Raw genomic sequence first — 20922 nt, forward strand, 5'->3', positions numbered from 1 at the left:
CTATCCTGCGATACTTTCGCCCTGTTTATCTGTTGTCGTCCCGAATCGCGAGTATGTTTGAAGACCGACCGAACCGTGACGAAATCGTTCTCGTCGGGCGGTCGAACGTCGGAAAGTCAACGCTGATGCGAGAACTCACTGGGCACACGAAGTTCACGACTGGCAAGAAGCCCGGTGTCACCCGCTCGCCCAATCACTTCGACTGGGCACCGGAGAAGTTCATGTTCACCGACCTTCCGGGGTTCGGCTTCATGTCCGGCGTCGAGTCCAAGGCCCAAGACGCCATTCAGACGGATATCGTCCGCTACATCGAAGAAAACGCGGACAACATCCTCGCGGCCGTTCTCGTCGTTGATGGCAAGAGCGTCATCGACATCATCGACCGTCACACCACCGAAGAGTCGATTCCACACGACGTGGAGATGTTCTACTTCCTCGACGAACTCGACATTCCGACTGTCGTCGCGGTGAACAAGATGGACAAAGTAAGCGACAGAGACGAACGCCTCAACCACCTCTGTGACCGCCTCGGTCTCTTCCCACCGTGGAAGCAGTGGCGAGACACCATCGCACCGATTACGGCCAAGCGCGGCGACATCTCGAATCTGAACGAAGCGCTTCGGTCACACCTGCACGAACAGCAGCGCGACGACCTATTCAAGTTCCTCTGACGAGTCGAGAACGCGGTTCGTTTCGATAGCGAGGGCTGGCGGATTTCGATAGCCAGCGTCGCCGACTTCAGATAACTCGATTCGTCAGCGTCTGACCCGATTCGTATTTTTCGACGTTCTCTCCGACGAACGCGGCCATGTCCGCGTGGAACTGGTTCGTCGCCCAACTGGAGTGCGGACTCACGAGGACGTTTTCGAAGTCCCAGAGCGGCGATTCTTCGGGGAGTGGTTCTTCGGCGAATACGTCGAGGGCGGCACCTGCGATGGTGCCAGCTTCGAGTGCGCTGATAAGTGCGGCCTCATCGACCACCGGTCCGCGTGCGACGTTGATGAGGTGGGCATCGTCACGCATCGTCTCGAACGCTTCTGTTCCGAACATGCCCTCGGTCTCTGTGGTCAAGGGAACGGCGAGTGCGACAAAGCGCGCCTCGGCAATCGCTTCGTGGAGTTCGTCCGGGGTGTAGACTGTCGAGACGTTCTCTACTGAGCGACCAGAGTGGCGGATGCCCACGACGTTCATCCCGAGTGCGGCCGCACGGTCGGCGATTCCTCGCCCGAGTGTCCCGAGTCCGACGACACACAGTTGTTCGCCGTCGAGGGTGAACGGCTCGTGGTACTCGGGGAGTCGCCATTCGTTCGCAGATTGTCCGTCACGATAGGCGTGGAGTCGGCGGGCGAACGTGAGCATGTAGCCGAGGACGGTTTCGCCGACTGTGGTATCGTGGATGCCGGTACTGTTGGTCAGGAACGTTCCGGCCTCTTCGTAGACGCCGACGGGGAACTCGTCGTAGCCTGCGCGAATGCAGTGGACCCACGCTGCATCGAGAAAGGAGTCGCGGTGGCCGAACGAGACGACGACGTCGCCCGGGCCGAAAGACTCGCGCTCGCCGACGAGTTCGATGGGAACGTCGAGAGCGGAGAGCGCCTCGACGAACTGTTCGGGTGGCATGTTGCGGGCGACCGATTCGTCGACTGCGACGCGTTCGATGTTCATGAGAGAGGCGTCGCCGTCGGACCCAATGGAACTTGCGGCGGCGTCTCATCCAGTCTTCGACCACGGTGGCGGAAGCACTGTATCGCTCTGCGGATGCTCACCTCTGTGTAGCCTGCGAGACCCGCCGTTGTGGCGGCACACAGTCCGAGAAATGGCCAGCGGTCCATATTCTCTGTCGGGGAGTTGGGATGGAAACGGCGATGAGGTCGTGTGCCTCAGTCGCACGGGGTGCAAAAACAGCGCATCCGCTCTTCGTCTGTAGGTCGGTGGCTCGGTCGAAAGTCCTCATCACAAGGGGCTAAGTGGGGCAGACACCGTTTCTACTAATAGATTGATTGGTGCCAATTCCTCGTTCCAGTAAGGGTGGTGGCTCAGTTGTAAAATATCGCGCAAAGACTTTTCTTACTGACACAAAGAATGATAAATCGGTATTCAAGAACTTGGAAGATGCGGAAAATGTCGCATGAAAATACAATAACGGCCCAATAGAGGAGGTTGATTGTTAGATGACAAGTGGACATCGATGGGAATTGGAAGAAGAAGCAACAGCCCTTGCACGGGAAGGGGACTTCGGTAGCGCCGGAGATACCTTTGTCAAAGCAAGCTTCGAAGAAGCCGGCGATTGGTTTGGCTCGAACAGTTGGGCAATGGAGCTGCGAATACTGTTCAAGGCTTGCCTGTGTTACCGATTAGCCAAGCAATCAAGGCAGTGTGAGTTTGCTGCTTGGCTCGGTATTGACCTCGCAGAAGAATATGCAGAACGGGCTGAGGCGCCCCCAACGCCTTCACATCCCCCAGATCGAGCTCAACGTGGAGCATGGCACGAGTTCGTCGGTGACTTTCGACTCATCGCGGGTCTCGATGGCGTGACCGATGCATACGAGCAGGCGAAAGACAGGTACGAGCAGGCTGGTAATCCCACTGCCCACTACGCGGAAGGTCCGATTATGAGTAGCCAGGCCACGTTCAGTACTGTCGTCCTTGTTGCTGATGTCGATTATAACTATATTAGAGAATCTACCCAAGGCCAGCTAACCGATTGGGTCGAATACAAACAAGAGTACATCGGACAATTTATCGACCAAATCATCGCTTCCGGTGAATGGAAACTCCCGGAAAAGTGAGGACCGATGACAATACAATACATGGACAAAGCAGAGGATGCATGCGAGCAGCGAGCGTATGCCAAAGCAGGCCAGCAGTACACATTCGCCGCGTACGAAGCACTCTTGAAATGTGATTATCCGGAGCCCGAGATGATATCGACAGGGGCGAATCTTGGCCGGACTTTCTACTACTTCGAAAATGCGGCGTTTACCTTCCGATTGGCAGGCAATCCCGCTCGTGCGGCCAACCGTGTCGAACAAGCGATTCTCATCGTCGAAGATTTCGACGAATACTACTTTCATCCCGACGTGCTTCACGGACTCGCTCAGGAGTGTCTCGCAGATTTGGAATTGATTCGTGGAAACGAGGACGTGGCGATGACGCACTATGACAGAGCGGCCGAACTCTATGAACCTGTGACCGACACGGCGTGGATGGCAGAGACTATTTTCGAGTACGCATTCGAATTCTTCCGGGGAGTGATGCACGCAGCAGGGTCCCCGGTCAGCGTCGAAGAGCAACTATCCATGCTCGACTCGTTCGAGAAACGCGTCACTGCAAAGCGAGAGCGTCTTCCAAGAGCTATCGAAACCGTCGTTACGACTGGTGAGTACCAACCCAGTAAATATTAGCTCAAAAGAGCTTCCTCTCGAAGGTTATCAATGCTCACGTTGAAGCCAAATATTTGAGGAGATACTGTTGAATGAAACGTATGAACGAACAGGAGACTTCCAAATGATTGAATTCGAGCTACTCCGTGAGTGGGGTGGATGGGACCATACTACTATTCCAGATGATCTAAAAATTGAGTTTCGTACGTATGATTCGTCAAGAGAATTTCATGCAGACCTTCAAGACATCTGTCACTTGATAGGACTCGTTCGCCACCGAGCAGATGGAGAAAAAATAATCTGAACTGAAGCAGTCATCAAACTGGCTTTCGACACGGACTACCAAGTTGAAATGACAGTCAATACACTACAAGCCCAAGCAAGTGTCCAAGAGTTAGAAGATGAGCTCACGTCGCTCGCGCAAGCCATCTTCACCGAGAAAGACAAAGCAAGCAATGTGGAATCTCGTGAGCAGCAGCTAGAACTCATGAATGAATGCTGTCAAAGAATGGCGTCGGATACGACGTGAAAAAATTATATCAGAATGGGTAGGCTGAGCCGGTATATTCTACCTAGAAGCCGAGTCGGAACCGAAAAATCACGGGCCATGTCACTGACGAAGCTGACCCTCGAGCCCGCTAATGGCATACACAGAAGAGGTGAACATTACGAAGCTCAAAATCACAAATACGCTCACTGGTGGCGTGGAAATGCAACTATCTCAATATTGACGAAGAGAATGCAGTTTTCAAACTAACCGCTGGGTATTCGAATCTGAACAGTTCCCTGCTTCGTTCTTCTGGGGTGTCGCTACTCTACCGATGTTGCTCGATATCTTTTGTAAGGTGGTGGCTCAGGGAAAATCCATCATCACAAAGGGCTGAGTGGGGGTAACTTTCTTCATCGCCACCGAGTGGTTCTTTCGCATCGGATTTGAAGAACCCAACGTTTCGCGTGGCGTGGCGTCCATCTGTTTAGACGAAACTACAACGGCTCGTCTCGCCCCTACGTTTACCATACCTCGTTCATTCTGTCACGTATGCCGATTCGCGGGCTTCACCACCTCGTTCTACTCGTTGACGGCGTTCCCGAGGGCGAGACATACTACCGAGAACTGTTCGACATGGAGGTACTGTTCAGAGAGGGAACAGTGGATGAAGAACCGGGGACGCTCCCCGATGGACTGGCGTGGAGTGACGCGATTTCACAGGGCGTCGAGCCAACGATGACGTTTCTCGGCCGCGACGACTTCTTCCTCGCGGTCGCACAGAGTGACGGCGAGTGTGGGTCGGGCCGATTCGACCACCTCGCACTGGCAGTCAGTGAGACTCAGTTCGAGGCGATTACGGAGCGTGCAACCGATTTCGGTTGTGCCGTTTCATACAACGCATCACACCACCGAACGTTCGAGGACCGGTTTGGAATCGAATGGGAACTAAACGCCAAACCGCGACCACCCGAACAAGCGTTTGACACACTCGATATTGTCGAATAGGAGTCTACTGGCCGCTAGCAACGAACTCAGATGAGAACTCTGCACTGATATCTAAACCTCGTTGTTCAATTCCATCCAACATCCAAACTCTACGTCCTTCTCACTCCGACTCTCTGAGCCGAAAATCGGTAAAATATCGAGCCCGTACTAGAAGCCCCATGGACCGAGCAGAGTACGCGCTGCTCGCAGGTATCGCACTGTTGACCATCGGAATCGGCGTATTCACGACCACGAAACCGCTGGGAACGTTCTTCGTCGAGAGTACACAGACGTTCCTCAGAACTACCGCGGCGATGGCGTGGGTGACGTGGTGGGCGCTCGTCGTTGGCTTTGCCATCGCTGGCGGTGTGGAGGCGTGGACCTCAGACGAAGAGATTTCAGAACTCCTTGCTGGCCACGGCCTGCGCGAACTCGGCTACGGGACGACGTTCGGATTCGTCTCCTCGTCGTGTTCGTACAGCGCCATCGCGACGGCGAAGAACCTCTTCAAGAAAGGCGGGTCGGCGGCGGCCACCCTCGGGGCGTTCATGTTCGCCTCGACCAACCTCGTCATCGAAATCGGCGCGGTCATCTGGATTCTGCTTGGGTGGCAGTTCCTCGCCGCCGACATCCTCGGCGGGTTCATCCTCATCGGCCTGATGTCGTTCGGATTCGTCTATCTCGTGCCCGACGAAGTGGTCGAACAGGCACGCGAAAATATCCAAGACGAAGTGGAGAAGGTCCAAGACCCGGTCTGTGGAATGGAACTCACGCCGGAGGAGGCCGAGTATTCGGTCGAAGAAGGTGGACAGACGTACTACTTCTGCTCGAAGTCGTGTCAGGAGAGCTTCGACCCCGAGCAACAGCAGACGACGATACGAGGACAGGCCACCTCTCTCAGCGGGTGGAAAGCCCTCGCCGACAAGCAGTGGAAAGAGTGGGCCATGCTCTGGGACGAGATTGCCATCGGCTTCGTGTTCGCCGGTCTCATCGCCGGATTCATTCCGAAAGAGGTCTGGACGACGGTCTTCTCCGGGCCGACGTTTGGCGTTCCAGTGTACGTCTTCTGGACCGCAGTCGTCGGTGCGGTCATCGGCGTTGCAACCTTTGTCTGTTCGGTCGGCAACGTCCCCTTCGGGACGATTCTCTGGACCAATGGGCTCCCATTCGGGAGCGTCTTGAGCTACATCTACGCCGACCTCATCGTCCCGCCAATCATGGACGCCTATCGTGAGTACTACGGCACCTCCTTCGCGGCCATCCTCTCGGGGATGATTTTCGTCGCCGCCGTCCTCACGGGCGTCATCGTCCACTTCGTCTTCAGTACGGCTGGCCTCATCCCGGACCCATCGACGGCCCAAATCGCGGACGTGAGTATCGAACTCAACTACAAAGCCGTCTTGAACGTGCTGGCGACGGTGTTCTTCGGCTTCCTCTATTGGCTTCACCAGCGCGACACCGTCGGTTCGACGGGTGAGATGGCGGCGCAAGTGGGCGACTAACCCACACTCTCCATTTCGTCCCACCGACCGAGTTCGGCGTGTTCGGCCGCGACGCCCGCAACGTCGTCGGCAGAGAGTACGCCTGCTTCGGTCACGACGCCCGTCACGAGGACTTGGGGCACGATTTCGAATATCGGATTCTCGCTAGTCACGCCTGCTTCGGTCGAGAGCGCCCCACCAGACTCGCCGACGAAGGTGTCGTCACCGCGTATCTTGTCGCGGGCGCAGACGACGTATACAGGAATCTCTGCACGATTCGCTGCCAGTGCGAGTGGCACGCTCCCGACTTTGTTCACGACGTCACCAGACGCGAGAACCGAGTCAGCACCGAGTACGACGGCGTCGGCGTCGCCATCGAGGACGAGTTTTGGTAACGCGGCGTCCGTCGTGAGCGTCGTTTCGATTCCTACTTCGGCTAGTAATTCGGCGACGACGACGCCTTCGCCACCCGGGCGAGATTCTGAGATGAGTACAGAGGGCCGGTCATCCCGAAGCACAGAAAGTACAGTTCCCGACCGAGAGAGTGTCGCCACGCGCTCGATTCCGTCTCGCTCTAATCGAACGACTGCTGTTGCAGCGGCCTCGTCGTCGGCGACGACTGCGGCATCGATTGCACGCTCGGCGCGCTGGCACACTGCTTCGAGCGTCGGGTCGGATTCCGACATGACGCCATTGATTCGATTCTCCACGGCGGCCATGCTCGGGCGGGCATCGCGGAGCGCTCCTGCGAGTTCGACCACCTCGTCCCACGATTCGGCGTCGGCGGAAGCGTCGCGGAGTACTTCGAGTGCGCGAATCGAAATCCACGCAGACCCGTGGATTTCGTCGTCTCGAACGTCTTCGAGCATCGGGGCGACGCGGCGGTACGCCGCCCACAGCTCGGGGACTGTCTCTCGATTTCTGATTTCTGTCGGATGGACCCACTCGGTCGTTGCGAGTTCTTCGTTCGGCCGCAGGTCTCGGGTGTCGATGTCGAACAGATACGGGTGAACGACCCACTCGTACTCTCCATCGGCGACGTGTAGGGGGTCGCCAGCGCGAACGAGTGTCGGGTTCGTGAGTCCCGTTTCTTCGCGGAGTTCACGTCGGGTATCGGATTCGGTCTCTGTCGTCGAGCCTTCGACGTAGCCCGATATTCCGGCCCACCGCCTCGGATAGGTCGTGGCGTCGTCGTTCCGGCGAGCGAGGAGAATCCGCCCCTCGTGGCGGAGAAACGCAGTGACGACGTGGTTCATGGTTCGTATACGAGACCGTGCGGGAAAACGACTATCTCGCTCGCCGCGTATATGGGGGCATGAAACTCGCTATCCTGAGCGACACACACGTTCCGGGGCGAGTGGATTCCATCCCCTCGTGGGTGGAAGACCACATTCAGGATGCAGACTTGGTCATCCACGCGGGTGACTTCGATTCGCCTGACACGCTCGACTATATTCGGGAAATCTCGGCGGATTTCGTCGGTGTCCGTGGAAACATGGATGCAGATGACGTCGACTTGCCGACCGTCGAAGTAGTCGAAGCAGGCGGTCTCACGTTCGTCGTCACCCACGGGACCGGCCCACGAGCGGGCTACGTCGACCGCGTCGCCGACATGGTTCGCGGGTCTGCTGGCAACAGCGCGATTGGTATCTGTGGCCACATTCACGACATCATCGACGAGAAATTTGACGACGTTCGTATCCTCAATCCGGGCAGTGCAACCGGCGCAAACGTCGGTGATGCGGCGACGATGATGGTTGGGGATATCGTCGATGGCACGCTCTCGGTGCAGGTCGTCAGCAACGGCCAAGCCTGAACTGCCACTGTCTGGCCTGAACTGCCACTGTCTGATTCGGTTGTTTTCTGCCTGCGATACCGGCCCGGTTCGCCAGCATCCCGTTGTTTTTGAGGCCGCTACCCTTCCCCCAATCTATGAAGCTGTTTCCGGTCTTCGACGTGCCCGAGATACGCGAGGGCGACGACCTCGCCGACATCATCTCGGAACGCGTCGATTTGCGCCCCGACGACGTGGTTTGTGTCGCCTCCACTGTCGTCTCGAAGGCCGAAGGTCGCCTGTTCGACCTCGCGGACTTTCCTGCCGGGCCGCGCGCCCGCGAACTCGCAGGTCGCCTTTCGGAGTTGACCGGCGACGAGAAAGACCCGCGATTCGCGCAGGCCGTCCTCGAAGAGAGCGTCGACCTCGTGATGGAGGAACCATTCCTCCTGACCGAGACGCGCTTCGGCCACATCGGCGTCAACGCCGGAATCGACCGCTCGAACGTCCCCGACCACGACTTGCTCTTGCTCCCGAAACGCCCGAGCGAGTCTGCCGAGCGCATCCGGGCCGGAATCGACGCCGAGCGCGTCATCGTCACCGACACCTGCGGGAGACCATTCAGACACGGCCAGCGCGGCGTCGCAATCGGGTGGGCTGGCATGGCCCCGGCACGTGATTGGCGCGGCGAACCTGACCGAGACGGGCGCGAACTCGGCGTCACCGTCGAGAGCGTCGTGGACGAACTCGCCGCCGCGGCGAACCTTCTTCAAGGAGAAGGCGCAGATGGCACCCCAATCGTCGTCGTCCGCGACTTCGAGTGGGGTGACCACGGAGAGAGCGACGCCCACTTCCGCGACGTGGAGGGCGACTTTGTCAGACAAGCATTGCGAAACTGGAGGTACGACCCATAATGATCGGACTCGAACTCACGCCGGAACATCCGGTAGACGACCTCGTTGCACTGGGAACGCAGGCAGAAGACGCGGGCTACGACTCGCTGTTCGTCTCCTGTCACTACAACAACCGCGACCCCTTCGCGGTCCTCGCACGACTCGCCGCCGAGACCGACGACATCCGTCTTGGCCCCGGCGTCGCCAACCCCTACGAGATGCACCCCGTCACGCTGGCTGGCAAAGTGGCAACCATCGCCGAAGCCTCGGGCGGGCGCGGCCTGCTCGGTATCGGGCCGGGTGACCCATCGACCCTCCGAAATCTCGGTCTCGAAGACGAACGTGGTCTTCGTTCGGTCCTGGAGGCGTTCAAAGTCGCCCAAGAAATGTGGGACGGCGAGCGCGTCACCCACGAAGGAACCTTCGAAGCCCACGACGCCGGTCTCAACTTCGAGGTTCCCGGCGAGATTCCGGTCTACGTCGGCGGCGAAGGCCCACACATGTGCCGGATGGCGGGCAAACACGCAGACGGCCTGTTGTTCAACGGGTCGCACCCGGACGACCTCGCGTGGGCACGCGAACAGGTCGATATCGGACGTGAGGACCGCCCCGATTCGCGCGGCGAGTTCACGCTCGCCGCCTACGCTAGCGTCTCGATTTCAGAAGATGCCGAAGCGGCCCGTGAGGCCGCCCGTCCGCCGGTCGCTTTCATCACCGCCGGTGCGGCCCCGCCGGTCCTCGACAGACACAACATCGACAAATCGCGCGCCGCAGAAATCGGCGACTGCATCTCGGCAGGTGACTTTTCAGAAGCGTTCGGTCTCGTGACCCCAGCGATGATAGACGCCTTCTCGATGGCTGGAACGCCCGACGAAGTTACAGAGAGAATGGCCGCGGTGCTCGAACATGCGGACGGTTTGGTCGTCGGGTCGCCGCTCGGACCCGACGTAGAAGAGGCGATTACTCTCGCTGCGCGGGCCTACGCTGCGACCGACGACCGGCACCGGACGTAGTGACGAACTCGGAGATGAGCGCACCGAGTACGAGGTAGCCGAACACCCCAACCGAGACGATGATGAAGATGTTGCCGAAGAGGAAGCTAATCGTCGAGAGTGGGTCGCTCAGCGCGACGTCGGCGAACGTGACCGTGAGTTCGATGACGCTCTGGACGAGCGCCACGAGGAATTCCGTGAACGTAGCCATACGCGACTCTCGGTAACGGGGGCTAATGATTGTGTGGGTTTCGCACGGCGTGCGCCACGGCTAAGCCCCCGCACACGCGATTCGACTCTCATGGGAAATTTCTCGCTCGACGACTTCGACGGCGACGAGGCGGACGCGGAAGACACATCCGAGCGTGTCGAACCAGACGACGAAGGGTCCGAAATCGACACGCTCGCCACCTATCGCTGGACGCCCAAGGCGACTGCGTGTCCACGCTGTGGAACCTCAGTCCAAAAGCGATGGCTCGACGGCGAGGAGTACGTCTGCGACGAGTGCAAGTCGTGGTGAGAGAACGATAACACGAACTCAGGTTGTCGTCCGCTCGTCGTTACGGTGCCGGGATTTGTAGCTCCCTAAATTCGATTTCGTCAGCCCTGAGGTCTATCTGAATACTAATCGCGTCTTCGTATTCCCACGTGTACGAACCGCTGAGTCCGGTATCTAACTCGATGTGAAATTCGTACGTGCCGCTTCGTTCTATCTCAGTTTCGAATTCCGTGCACCGACTCCCCGGAAGCGGAATCGACTTCGAGACCACCGCCTTCGAGTTTTGTTCGTCAGTAATCGTCAGTTCGGCCTTTTGGGTCTCCGCCGAATACTCACAGATGCGGGTTTCGAGCGGTCGGGTCGTTGTCCCTGTACACCCAGCGAGAGTGGCGAGACCGACAGCAACCCCCGTTAGTAGACGGCGACGATACATATTTTGGCATTCACGCTTGGATAGTTGTTTCTGGCGGACTTCGAGGATTTCAACTGTGGGCGACGACGCTACCCGCGCCGTCCACTCCGCCGCCCGAACCCGCGAACGAACGCGTCTTCTTCGAGTGCTAACACGGTCGGTCGGCCGTGCGGGCAACTGTACGGCGTCTCGCACGCACCGAGTCGTTCGACCAGTTTCCGGGCCTCCTCGTCGCTCAATTGGTCGCCAGCCTTGATGGACGGGTGGCACGCGAGGTCTTTCAGCACCTCGTCTCGCGGGTCGCTCGCGTCGCCCGCGGCAACGTCGGAAATCACGTCCACGAGGGCAGTTGGCGAGAATGCCCGGCCGAGCGGTGCGGGGACGGCCTTGACGCGATAGGTTCCCGACCCGACCACCGAGACGGAAAAGCCCAGATTCGCAATCGTTTCTCGATTCGCCTCGAAGAGCGCCGCTTCGGGTGCAGACAGCCGAACTCGCGCTGGCGGGTCCACCTCGACGGCGTCGATGCCGGCGTCGGCCACCGCCTCCCGAAGTCGCTCGTAGTTCACCCGCTCGTGGGCGGCGTGCTGGTCGATAATCAGTAACTCGTCGCCCGCCTCGCAGAGGACGTAGAGGTCGCGGAATCGCCCGATTACGGCCACGTCGTCGAAGACGGATTCCTCGCCGCGGGCAGAAAGCGACGAGTCGAGGTCCATCGCGAGGTCGGCGCTCCGAGCCAAGTCGGCTGTCGAGAGCGCGTCTCGAACCGCCGATTCGACTGCTTGCGTGACGACCGAGGAGTCGCGGAAGCCCACCTCATCTTTCGCGGGGTGGACGTTGTGGTCAACCCACTCCGGCGGGAGCGACACCCGAACGACGGCGACGGGTTCACGACCGTCGGGAAGGAGCGTCCCGTAGCCCTCGGAAACCGCCCGACGAATTCGTGGTTCGGCGAGCGCCCGTCCATTCACCGAGACGTGGATGTGGTCCCGACGAGCCCGACTGATGGCCGGATGACAGAGGACGCCATCGATGCGAAACTCGCCGCGTTCGCTGCCAACAGAGAGGACTTGCGCTGTGTCGAACGACGATGCCTGACCCGCAGCGTCACGCCCGTAGCACGCGAGCATCGCCGCGGTGAAATCTCCGCTTCCAGGCGTCGAGAGCGTCTCGCGCCCGCCGTGGCGGAGGACGAATCGCACGTCGGGTCGGCAGAGTGCGTATCGGGTCACGATGCTCGTGATGCGCGCGAACTCGGTCTCCGGGGAGGCGAGTGCCTTCTTTCGGGCGGGTCGCTCTTCGAAGAGGCCGGTGACTTCGACAGTCGTTCCTCGCCCTCGTCCCGCAGGCGAGACGTTCTTTTGGCCTCTTTCGACGAGGACGCGGGTTCCGCGTTCGCCACCGTCGTTGGTCGTCAGTTCGAGGCGAGCGACTGCGGCGATACTCGGGAGCGCCTCACCACGGAAGCCAAGGGTTTCGACCGTCTCCAAGTCGTCGGCGTCGGACAGTTTGCTCGTCGTGTGGCGTTCGGTGGCGAGACTCGCGTCTTTCTCGTTCATCCCGCATCCGTCGTCCACGACACGGATTCGGGCGGTTCCGTCGCCATCGACGGCAATTCGAATCGTCTCTGCGCCCGCGTCGAGTGCGTTTTCGACGAGTTCGATGACGACGCTCGCTGGGCGAGCGACCACCTCTCCGGCGGCGATTTTGGCACGGGTTTCAGCATCGAGTGTGCGAATCATTGGAGTCGGTTTTGGAGGTCTGAAAGGAGATTTAGTGCCTCCAGTGGCGTTGTCGAAGCGAGGTCGGCGGCGAGGAGTTCTTCAGCGACGGCCTGCCGGTCGGGACTGGTTTGGCCGTCGTCTGTTTCAGTCTCATCCTGTCCGTTCTCCAATCCGTCGATGTAGGCATCGAGTGTCTCCCCATCGGTTGGTTTCGTTTCGTGTTCTTTCTCGACTCGTTCACCATCGGACACGAGTTCCTGTGCGCGGTCTACGACGGTGTGTGGAACACCCGCGAGTTGCGCGACTTCGACGCCGTAGGAAGACGAAGACGGTCCGTCGGCGACGCTGTGGAGGAACGTCACCTCGCCCTTTGTCTGTGTGGCGGTGAAGTGCAGGTTGAACACGCCGGTTCGCTCCTCTGCCACGTCGGTCAAGTCGTGATAGTGGGTCGCAAAGAGCGTCGTCGCGCCCACGTCGTCGTGCAGGAATTCGGTTGCGGCGCGGGCGATGGCGAGGCCGTCCGTCGTCGAAGTTCCGCGCCCAACCTCGTCGAGGAGGACGAGTGAGTTCTCGGTGGCGTTGTGGAGAATTTCGGTGAGTTCGCTCATCTCACGCATGAACGTCGATTGCCCGCCCGCGATGTCGTCGGAAGCACCAATCCGTGTGAAGATACGGTCGATAACCGGAAGACAGGCGCTTCGTGCAGGGACGAAACTCCCGACTTGCGCGAGGACCGAAATGAGCGCGACCTGTCGCATGTAGGTCGATTTGCCGGACATGTTCGGGCCGGTGATGAGCGCAATCGACCCGCGGGGAAGCGACGCCGGGTTGGGGACGAACTCGGCTTGGGCCTGTTCGACCACCGGGTGACGGCCTGCGTCGATGTCGATATTTTCGCCGCCGAATTCCGGTCGCGTGTAGTTGTTGGCGACCGCAACGTCGGCCAGTGTCCGCAGTACGTCGAGGTCGGCGAGTGCGCTGGCGACTTCCTGAACGCGTTCGCCTTCGGCGCCGACGTCGCGACGAACCTCGCAGAAGAGGTCGTATTCGAGGGCGTCGGCGCGGTCGGAGGCGCGCAGAATCTCGTCTTCGCGTTCCTTGAGTTCGGGTGTGTAGAACCGCTCTGAATTTTTGAGCGTCTGACGGCGGACGTACTCTTCAGGCACGCGGTCGAGGTTCGGATTCGTCACCTCGATGTAGTAGCCGTGAACCTGATTGTAGCCGACTTCGAGCGAGTCGATACCGGTTCGCTCCTGTTCGTGGGCTTCGAGGTTCGACACCCACGCTTTGCCTTCGGTCGCAGTCGAGCGAATCGAGTCGAGTTCGGTATCGAATCCATCCGCGATGACGCCGCCTTCGGTAATCTCCTGCGGCGGGTCGCTGACGATGGCGTCGCCGACGAGGTTCCGAACGTCTTCGAGTTCATCGAGGTTCGCGCGAATCGACCGAAGGAGGTCGGATTCTGCGTCTTCGAGCGCATCGTTGAGTTCTGGAACGCGGTCCAACGTGCCTTTCAGCGAGCGCAGGTCGCGGGCGTTGGCGCGTTCGCGCGAGATGCGTGTGACGAGTCGTTCGAGGTCGTATACTGAAGAGAGGTGCTGGTGGAGGTCGTCACGGAGGAGGGCGTCGTCGGTGAGTTCACTCACCGCGTCGAGTCGGCGCTCGATTTCGTCGCGTTCGACGAGCGGTCGGCGAAGCCACGCCTCTAACCGGCGGCGACCGAGTGCGCAGGCCGTCTCGTCCAACACGTCGAGGAGGGTGCTTCCGGAACGGACGCTTCTCGATTCGAAGAGTTCGAGGCTTCGAAGTGCGGTCGCGTCGAGTTGCAGGAACTCTCGCGGGTCGAAGCGGGTGATTCGAGAGACGTATTCGAGCGTCGTTTGGCCGTGGGCGTACTCCGCATAGGAGAGAAGTGCGCCCGCCGCCCGGAGTTCGGCGTCAGATTCGACGATAGCATCGGGTTGGGTGGTATAGGAAGAGAGCGTCTCGCGGGCGACGTCGAGGTCGAACGCCGACGTCTCGAAGGGTGTCACCATCGGGTCGAACGAGAGCATTGGGAGGTCGAACTTCGGGCCAACGACGAGTTCGGCGGGGGCGAGGCGTTCGAGTTCTTCGAGGGTGAGTGCGCGGTCTGCACCCGTAACAAGACACTCGCCGGTCGAAACGTCCACAACTGCGAGTCCGTAGGTGTCGCCGTCGCGGGCGACTGCCCCGAGGTAGGTCGCTCGGCCTGCTTCGAGGAGTTCTTCGTCCACGACAGTGCCGGGCGTGATGAGTTGCGTGACCGCGCGGTCAACGAGTCCAGATGCTTCAGATGCGTCTTCGACCTGTTCGGCGAGGGCGACGCGATAGCCCGCATCGAGCAGGCGTTCGATGTAGCCAGCGGCGTTTTCGATGGGAATACCAGCCATCGGCCACGTACCGGTCGAATCCTCGCGTTGGGTCAGCGTTACCTCGCAGGTTCGTGCGACTGTCTTGGCCGCGCCGCAGAATGCTTCGTAGAAGTCGCCGACTTGAAAGAGTACGAGCGCGTCGTCGTGGGCTTCACAGCAGTCGGCGTACTGCGAAAGCATCGGGGTGAGGTCCTCGCGCACCGCCAGCATCTCGTCTGGGGCGCCGTAGACCGATGCGCTCGGGGCGTCCGCGTCCATACCTGTACGCAGTCGCCGAGGGACAAAAGCTTCGGGAAGCCGTCTCGTCCCCCTATTGCGTCTCGTTCTCCTTTGATTGTGGTATGCACACATCCAGCAACGTTAGGTATGTCCGGCTAATATACGTGAACAATGAATCAGTCCACCGCGGTACTCCGGACTGTTCCCTCTATCAATGACTGACGCACACGCAGAATCCGACTTAGACCCCGCCCTCTCTGTCGAGTCGGTAGCAGACCTCGCTGTACGTATCTCCGACAACGTCGAACAGGTCATCGTCGGCCATCACGACGCTATCGAAGACATTCTCGTCGCCCTCTTCGCCCGTGGGCATCTCCTCTTGGAGGACGTGCCGGGCGTGGGTAAGACCATGCTCGCCCGCGCGATAGCCACCTCCATCGACGCCTCGTTCAAGCGCGTGCAGTTCACGCCCGACCTCCTCCCCTCGGACGTGACCGGCGTCAACGTGTTCAATCAACAAACCCGCGAGTTCGAATTCCGCCAAGGCCCCGTCTTCGCCAACGTCGTCCTCGGCGACGAAATCAACCGTGCGCCGCCGAAGACACAGGCCGCGCTCCTCGAAGTCATGGAGGAGTTGCAAGTGACCGTCGATGGAACCACACGACGCGTCCCCGACCCATTCACCGTCATCGCCACCCAGAACGACGTGGAACCCGACCGCACCTACGACCTCCCGCTCGCCGAACTCGACCGCTTTATGAAGAAAATCCACCTCGGCTATCCGAGCGTCGCGGACGAAGCCGAACTCCTCGGCCGGGTCTCGGGCCACCACCCAATCGAGTCGCTCTCGGCGGTTGCCACCGCGAGCGACGTTCGTCGCGCCCGTGAGGCCGTTGTCGGCGTCACCGTGAGCGAACCCGTGAGAGCATACGTCTCCAGACTCGCGGCATCCACCCGCGAATACGCGCATCTGGGCGTCAGTCCCCGCGGGTCGATTGCCCTCATCCGCGCCTCCCAAGCACGTGCCGCACTGGATGCGCGGGACTTCGTGGTCCCCGACGACGTGCAACGCGAAATTCAGAGCGTGTGGGCACACCGGATTCGCACCTCTGACGGAACACCCGGCGCAACGATCGTCGAACGGGCACTCGACGATATCGAAGTCGAATGAGACCAACACGTCGTGGGTGGTTTGCGCTCGTAATCGTCGCGGTCGGTATCGGTAACGCCGTCGCGTTCGGCCCGCGGGCGCTCAACGCGGTGGTCGTCCCCGTCGTCGTCGCTCTCGTCATCTCTGCGATTCAAATCCGCCGTCTCTCTCCGCCTCGCGTCACCCGAAATCCACTGGACGATGGGTTTCCTGACGAACGACACACCGTCGAACTGTCGTTCGATTCGACCCCGGCGTTTCCGGCACGCGTGACCGACCAACTTTCAGTTGGACTGACTGGCGACTCGACCGTCGAAGCCGTCGTCGGCGACGACCCGATTACGTACGAAGTCGAGTACCTGACGCGTGGTCGGCAGACGCTTGGCCCGACCACACTCGTCGGGTACGACATTCTCAGGTTCTTCTCGCGAAAATTCGACGTTTCTTCGCGTACCGAAGTACTCGTCTTCCCGCGTCTGCGTGCGCTCTCGACGCCCGCTCGACGGACGCTCGCGCGACTCTCCGATAGCGGCGTCACGAACGAACGCGGCGAGTTCGACCGTCTTCGGGGCTACGTCCACGGCGACCCCCTCCGCGACATCCACTGGAAGTCGAGCGCGAAATCCGACGACCTCGTGGTCAAAGCCTTCACCGACCGTACCGACCCGAGCGCCGTCCAAGTCTCGGTCGGCGGCGTCGATGGGACCGAAGACGACGTTGCCGAAGCGGCCGCCGCTGTCTGTTGTTCCCTTCTCGAATTGGAGATACCCATCAATCTCTCGACGCCGGTCGGGACGCTCGATGCGGTGCCGGGGAACCGTCGCCACGTTCTCTCCCATCTCGCGCAGTTCCGCCCCGGTTCGGTGCCCGAACCGAGTGCAGAAGTCGTCGTTCGCGGCGAGACGCCACAGACAGTAATCTCTCTCAGCGGCCAGGAGTTCACGTTCGAACAACTCCGTGAGGATAGTGCGTTCGACGCTGCGGTCGGTGAGTCGCCTGTCTCAGAGGTGGTCTCGTGAGTACCGAAACAGCGACTCGGACGCCGAGGACGACCCTCGGAATTCCGACTCGCTATCTCGCAGTAGCGTCGCTTTTGGTCCTGCTTGGGGCGTTCTTGGCGGTCCTCTACGACGTGACGAACATCGTCGGTCGCCGCGACCAGTTCGTCCTACTCGTCGTTGCGACGTTCGTCGCGGCGACGCTCGTCGGAAAGACGCTTCGACCGGTGGTTGCACTCACGTTGACCCTGCTCATTCTGGGCGGTGGCTTCGCTGCCTACATCCTGTCGCTCCCAGAGAGCCAACTGGCGCTTCTCTCGTTCGACCAACTCGCGGCCGACTCGCTCGCGTTGGCAAGTGGCCTCTCGGTGCTTCGGTTGGTCGCAGCCGACGTGTGGGCACTGGCCGTGACGCCCGCGCCGCTGTTTCTCGCGTGGTACTTCGCCGTTCGCGGACGCTACGGCCCCGCAGTCATCGTCGCGGGTGTCGGCCTCGGCCTGTTCGTCCTGACGGGCGACGCCGATGGCTTGCTGACGCTCGTCGGTGTGTGCGCCGGGGCGGCGACACTCGGATTCGACTCGCTCGACCGGTTCGGTTCGGACGGTGGCCAACTCGACGCACTTACCGTCGTCATCGCCACGATGATTGTCGTCGCCGCGACGGTGAGTGTTCTGCCCGGTGCAGGTGCTGCGCCGATAATTCCAAACAGCGGCCTCTCGGACCAACCGACCGTCGAAGCCAGCCTCGTGAGCGCGAGCGACAACATCGGCATCGTCGGGAGCATCAGTCTCTCACCGGAGGTCAGATTCGAAGTCGAAAGCACGACGCCGTCGTACTGGCAAACGGCATCGTTCGACCGTTACACCGGTGATGGATGGGTCCGAACCGGTAACACTGCTCCCTACACCGGTGGTCGATTGGACGAACCGCCCGGACCGTCGCGTCGCATCCGCCAGACCGTGACGCCCGCGACGCCGCTCGATGCGATGCCTGCGGCGTGGCGTCCCATCAACGTCGAGGGTGACGTCGCCTCGGACACCCTCGTCACGTCGCAAGGAAGCATCCGGCCAGGTCGGTCGATTGCAGCGGGTGAAAACTACACCGTGACGAGTGCGGTTCCGCAGTACACCGCCGCGTCGCTTCGTCGGACAGGAACCGACTACCCAGAAGAGATTCGTGACCGCTATCTCGCGCTGCCGGACAGTACGTCCGACCGGGTTCGCCAACAGGCAGCAACGATAACTGCCGATGCGGAGACGCCCTACGACAAGGCGGTCGCCGTCGAGCGGTGGCTCGAAGAGAACAAAGAGTACTCACTACAGGTGACTCGTCCCGAGGGCGACATCGTCGAAGGATTCCTCTTCGAGATGGACTCGGGGTACTGTACCTACTACGCCTCCAGTATGGTCGTCCTATTGCGTTCTGAGGGCGTCCCTGCACGCTTCGTCACCGGTTACACGACCGGTCAACCCGTCGAAGACGACCGATACGTCGTCCGCGGCCTCGACGCCCACGCGTGGGTGGAAGTGTACTTCGAGGACACCGGCTGGGTGCGGTTCGACCCGACGCCGACCGAGCCTCGACAGGCCGCAGAGAACCAACGTCTCGTGCAGGCACGCGACGAAGGCGAACAGGGTGTCGATACAAACGAAACGCGCCCCGAAACGACCGAAAACTCGACAGATTCGACCGACACGCCGACGCCCTCGGATTCGACGGATTCGACCGACACGCCCGTCTCGAACGACTCGAACGAGAGCAACATCGGACCTGGCTTGGGTGACCGACTCGGCATCACGCCACCGCCGGTCGGGAGTTCGCAGTCTGATGGCGGCCTGTTCTCGACGACGCCATCGCGCGAGACCATGTTCGTCTGGTTCGCCGGACTGGTTGGCATCGTCGCCGGTGCGCGACGCTTGCGTCTACCGTACAAACTCTGGTTGCTCCTCTATCTCGCCTTCCAGCGGCGGACAGGTCATCCCACTGCGGACGTGCTTCGGGCCTACGACCGCCTCGAACGAATCCTCGAACGAACCTATCGCCCGCGACGCTCGGGAGAGACCGTACGTGCTTACCTCGACTCACTCTCGCGGGTCGGTGTCGATAGCCGAACGCAGTCACTCGGTGGGTTGTACGAGCGCGCACGCTACGGACGCGGCGTCTCGCGCGAGGACGCCAAAGAAGCGATAGCCATCGCCAACGCCGCGGTTCGGTCTCGCTTGCCCGTGTTCAAGCGCTGGGGACGCTGAACCGACACGCCGCCCCGGCACACTGAACCTCGTCCCTTTTTGATGCTCCCCTGTGGAGGACTGTGCAATGGCAAAAAGAGACGCTGTCCCCGCGATGCTCTTTGCGCTGCTCTGCGTGCTTGCGATGGTCGCCCCCGTCGCGGCCACCCAAGAGGGGTCTGCCGCCGGTCCCGGCGTCGAACCACTCGTTCAGCAGGGTGTCGTTCCGGATAGCACACGCATCACCGTCGATATCCGAGAAAATGGCTCTGCCCACTGGCAAATCCAATATTGGACTCGACTCGACGACCAGAACACCACCGAGGCGTTCGATTCGCTCAGTGCGGACATCGAGTCGAATCCGGACAACTACACGACCGACTTCCGTGACCGAATCGAAGGCACCGTCGCGGCCGCCGAGAACTCTACCGGGCGCGAGATGGCCGTCTCCAACGTCACTGTCGCGGCCGAGACTCGCTCACTGCCCGATAGCTACGGGGTCGTGACCTACTCGTTCGAGTGGTCGAACTTCGCCGCCGTCGATGGCGACCAACTCGTCGTCGGCGACGCAATCGAGGGTTTCTTCCTCGATGCCGACTCTCGGTTGATGATTTCGTGGCCCGAATCGTACGGCACCCTTTCGGTCGCCCCGTCGCCGGACGAAACTCGCGAGAACACCGTCATCTGGCGCGGTTCGGACACCGAGTTCGTCTCCGGCGAGCCACAGGTCGTCCTCGAACCGGGCGCGGGTGCGCCTTCGACAGCCACCACAGAAGACAGTACGCCGGGCGGTGACGGCAACGTCGCTGACGACCCGTTCCCGACGACGGCACTTGCGGCGCTCGCCATCGTTGGCACACTCCTCGTCGGGGGCGTCCTCTATGCTCGCTCTCGCGGCGTCTTCGGCGACGATTCGGAGCTGACTTCCGACGACCCAGTCTCCGACTCCGCTCGTACAGGAGTGCCCGCGGCGGCAACTGACGTGGGCGATGAATCCGACTCGACCACGAGTACCGACAGCGACGAGCGCGAGGGTGGCACTGAAAAGACGCCCGCCGAACTGCTCAGCAACGAAGAGCGCGTCCTGCAATTCATCGAATCACAGGGCGGCCGCGTCAAACAGCAGGAAGTCGCGGGTGCACTCGATTGGACCGACGCGAAGACGAGTAAGGTCGTTCGCGGCATGCGCGACGAAGGAACTATCGAAGGCTTCCGTCTCGGCCGCGAGAACGTCCTTCGACTCCCCGAGTCGGACGAAGACGCCGAATCGAACCTCGAATAAATACCTTACGACCGTTCACA

19 protein-coding genes are annotated in these 20922 nt (G+C 60.6%); 13 read left to right on the forward strand and 6 right to left on the reverse strand.

What is annotated here, in order from left to right; translation table 11 throughout:
• The first annotated feature begins 53 nt into the window (after positions 1-53).
• Positions 54-671 carry a GTP-binding protein EngB gene (gene engB / locus ACK509_RS10400; RefSeq protein WP_410766470.1) on the forward strand — a complete coding sequence of 206 codons (618 nt, stop codon included), beginning with the start codon at positions 54-56 and terminating at the stop codon, positions 669-671.
• 67 nt (positions 672-738) lie between these two features.
• On the opposite strand, the gene ddh is transcribed toward engB, so the two are convergent.
• A complete protein-coding gene (ddh, locus tag ACK509_RS10405; RefSeq protein ID WP_410766471.1) occupies positions 739-1665 on the reverse strand; it encodes a D-2-hydroxyacid dehydrogenase in 927 nt (308 codons plus the stop codon).
• A gap of 506 nt (positions 1666-2171) precedes the next feature.
• Here ddh and ACK509_RS10410 point away from each other — a divergent pair.
• The 4 genes from ACK509_RS10410 (at position 2172) to ACK509_RS10425 (ending at position 6359) form a co-directional block, all read left to right on the forward strand.
• The gene (locus ACK509_RS10410) at positions 2172-2789 is read left to right on the forward strand and encodes a hypothetical protein (RefSeq protein ID WP_410766472.1); all 618 of its coding nucleotides are present in this window, start codon (positions 2172-2174) and stop codon (positions 2787-2789) included.
• 6 nt (positions 2790-2795) lie between these two features.
• Entirely contained in the window at positions 2796-3404 is a 609-nt protein-coding gene (locus ACK509_RS10415) for a hypothetical protein (protein WP_410766473.1), read from the forward strand.
• A gap of 1018 nt (positions 3405-4422) precedes the next feature.
• Positions 4423-4878 (forward strand): VOC family protein, encoded by a 456-nt coding sequence (locus tag ACK509_RS10420; RefSeq protein ID WP_410766474.1) that lies wholly within the window; start codon positions 4423-4425, stop codon positions 4876-4878.
• A gap of 158 nt (positions 4879-5036) precedes the next feature.
• Entirely contained in the window at positions 5037-6359 is a 1323-nt protein-coding gene (locus tag ACK509_RS10425) for a permease (RefSeq protein WP_410766475.1), read from the forward strand.
• On the opposite strand, the gene ACK509_RS10430 is transcribed toward ACK509_RS10425, so the two are convergent.
• Positions 6356-7594 (reverse strand): NUDIX domain-containing protein, encoded by a 1239-nt coding sequence (locus ACK509_RS10430; RefSeq protein ID WP_410766476.1) that lies wholly within the window; start codon positions 7592-7594, stop codon positions 6356-6358. The genes ACK509_RS10425 and ACK509_RS10430 overlap by 4 nt on opposite strands.
• A 59-nt stretch (positions 7595-7653) precedes the next feature.
• Between ACK509_RS10430 and ACK509_RS10435 the strand changes: the two genes are divergently transcribed.
• The 3 genes from ACK509_RS10435 to ACK509_RS10445 all read left to right on the forward strand — a co-directional run bounded on the left by ACK509_RS10435 (position 7654) and on the right by ACK509_RS10445 (position 10018).
• Positions 7654-8154: a metallophosphoesterase family protein gene (locus tag ACK509_RS10435; protein ID WP_410766477.1), complete on the forward strand. Its 501-nt coding sequence runs from the start codon at positions 7654-7656 to the stop codon at positions 8152-8154.
• Positions 8155-8270: 116 nt separating this feature from the next.
• The gene (locus ACK509_RS10440; protein WP_410766478.1) at positions 8271-9026 is read left to right on the forward strand and encodes a coenzyme F420-0:L-glutamate ligase; all 756 of its coding nucleotides are present in this window, start codon (positions 8271-8273) and stop codon (positions 9024-9026) included.
• Positions 9026-10018, forward strand: a complete 993-nt coding sequence (locus ACK509_RS10445) for a 5,10-methylenetetrahydromethanopterin reductase (RefSeq protein ID WP_410766479.1) — start codon at positions 9026-9028, stop codon at positions 10016-10018. The genes ACK509_RS10440 and ACK509_RS10445 overlap by 1 nt, the downstream gene beginning before the upstream one ends.
• Here the strand turns inward: ACK509_RS10445 and ACK509_RS10450 are convergent.
• Complete coding sequence (locus ACK509_RS10450) at positions 9966-10208, reverse strand: hypothetical protein (protein WP_410766480.1); 243 nt, start codon at positions 10206-10208, stop codon at positions 9966-9968. The genes ACK509_RS10445 and ACK509_RS10450 overlap by 53 nt on opposite strands.
• A gap of 90 nt (positions 10209-10298) precedes the next feature.
• On the opposite strand from ACK509_RS10450, the gene ACK509_RS10455 reads away from it, so the two are divergent.
• The gene (locus ACK509_RS10455) at positions 10299-10517 is read left to right on the forward strand and encodes a hypothetical protein (protein WP_410766481.1); all 219 of its coding nucleotides are present in this window, start codon (positions 10299-10301) and stop codon (positions 10515-10517) included.
• A 40-nt stretch (positions 10518-10557) separates the two neighbouring features.
• Here ACK509_RS10455 and ACK509_RS10460 read toward each other — a convergent pair whose 3' ends face one another.
• The 3 genes from ACK509_RS10460 to mutS all read right to left on the reverse strand — a co-directional run bounded on the left by ACK509_RS10460 (position 10558) and on the right by mutS (position 15283).
• Complete coding sequence (locus ACK509_RS10460; protein ID WP_410766482.1) at positions 10558-10929, reverse strand: hypothetical protein; 372 nt, start codon at positions 10927-10929, stop codon at positions 10558-10560.
• A 68-nt stretch (positions 10930-10997) separates the two neighbouring features.
• Positions 10998-12650: a DNA mismatch repair endonuclease MutL gene (mutL, locus tag ACK509_RS10465; RefSeq protein WP_410766483.1), complete on the reverse strand. Its 1653-nt coding sequence runs from the start codon at positions 12648-12650 to the stop codon at positions 10998-11000.
• Positions 12647-15283 (reverse strand): DNA mismatch repair protein MutS, encoded by a 2637-nt coding sequence (gene mutS, locus ACK509_RS10470; protein WP_410766484.1) that lies wholly within the window; start codon positions 15281-15283, stop codon positions 12647-12649. The genes mutL and mutS overlap by 4 nt, the downstream gene beginning before the upstream one ends.
• A gap of 175 nt (positions 15284-15458) precedes the next feature.
• Between mutS and ACK509_RS10475 the strand changes: the two genes are divergently transcribed.
• From ACK509_RS10475 to ACK509_RS10490, 4 genes are all read left to right on the forward strand, one after another.
• Positions 15459-16415: an AAA family ATPase gene (locus ACK509_RS10475; protein WP_410766485.1), complete on the forward strand. Its 957-nt coding sequence runs from the start codon at positions 15459-15461 to the stop codon at positions 16413-16415.
• Positions 16412-17413: a DUF58 domain-containing protein gene (locus ACK509_RS10480; protein ID WP_410766486.1), complete on the forward strand. Its 1002-nt coding sequence runs from the start codon at positions 16412-16414 to the stop codon at positions 17411-17413. The genes ACK509_RS10475 and ACK509_RS10480 overlap by 4 nt, the downstream gene beginning before the upstream one ends.
• Positions 17410-19641, forward strand: coding sequence for a DUF3488 and DUF4129 domain-containing transglutaminase family protein (locus tag ACK509_RS10485; RefSeq protein ID WP_410766487.1), 2232 nt, complete (start codon positions 17410-17412; stop codon positions 19639-19641). Before ACK509_RS10480 ends, ACK509_RS10485 begins: the two co-directional genes overlap by 4 nt.
• 67 nt (positions 19642-19708) lie before the next feature.
• Positions 19709-20902: a hypothetical protein gene (locus tag ACK509_RS10490; protein ID WP_410766488.1), complete on the forward strand. Its 1194-nt coding sequence runs from the start codon at positions 19709-19711 to the stop codon at positions 20900-20902.
• Positions 20903-20922: the final 20 nt, after the last annotated feature.

This window comes from Haloferax sp. DFSO60, assembly GCF_046557615.1.
Taxonomy (GTDB): domain Archaea; phylum Halobacteriota; class Halobacteria; order Halobacteriales; family Haloferacaceae; genus Haloferax.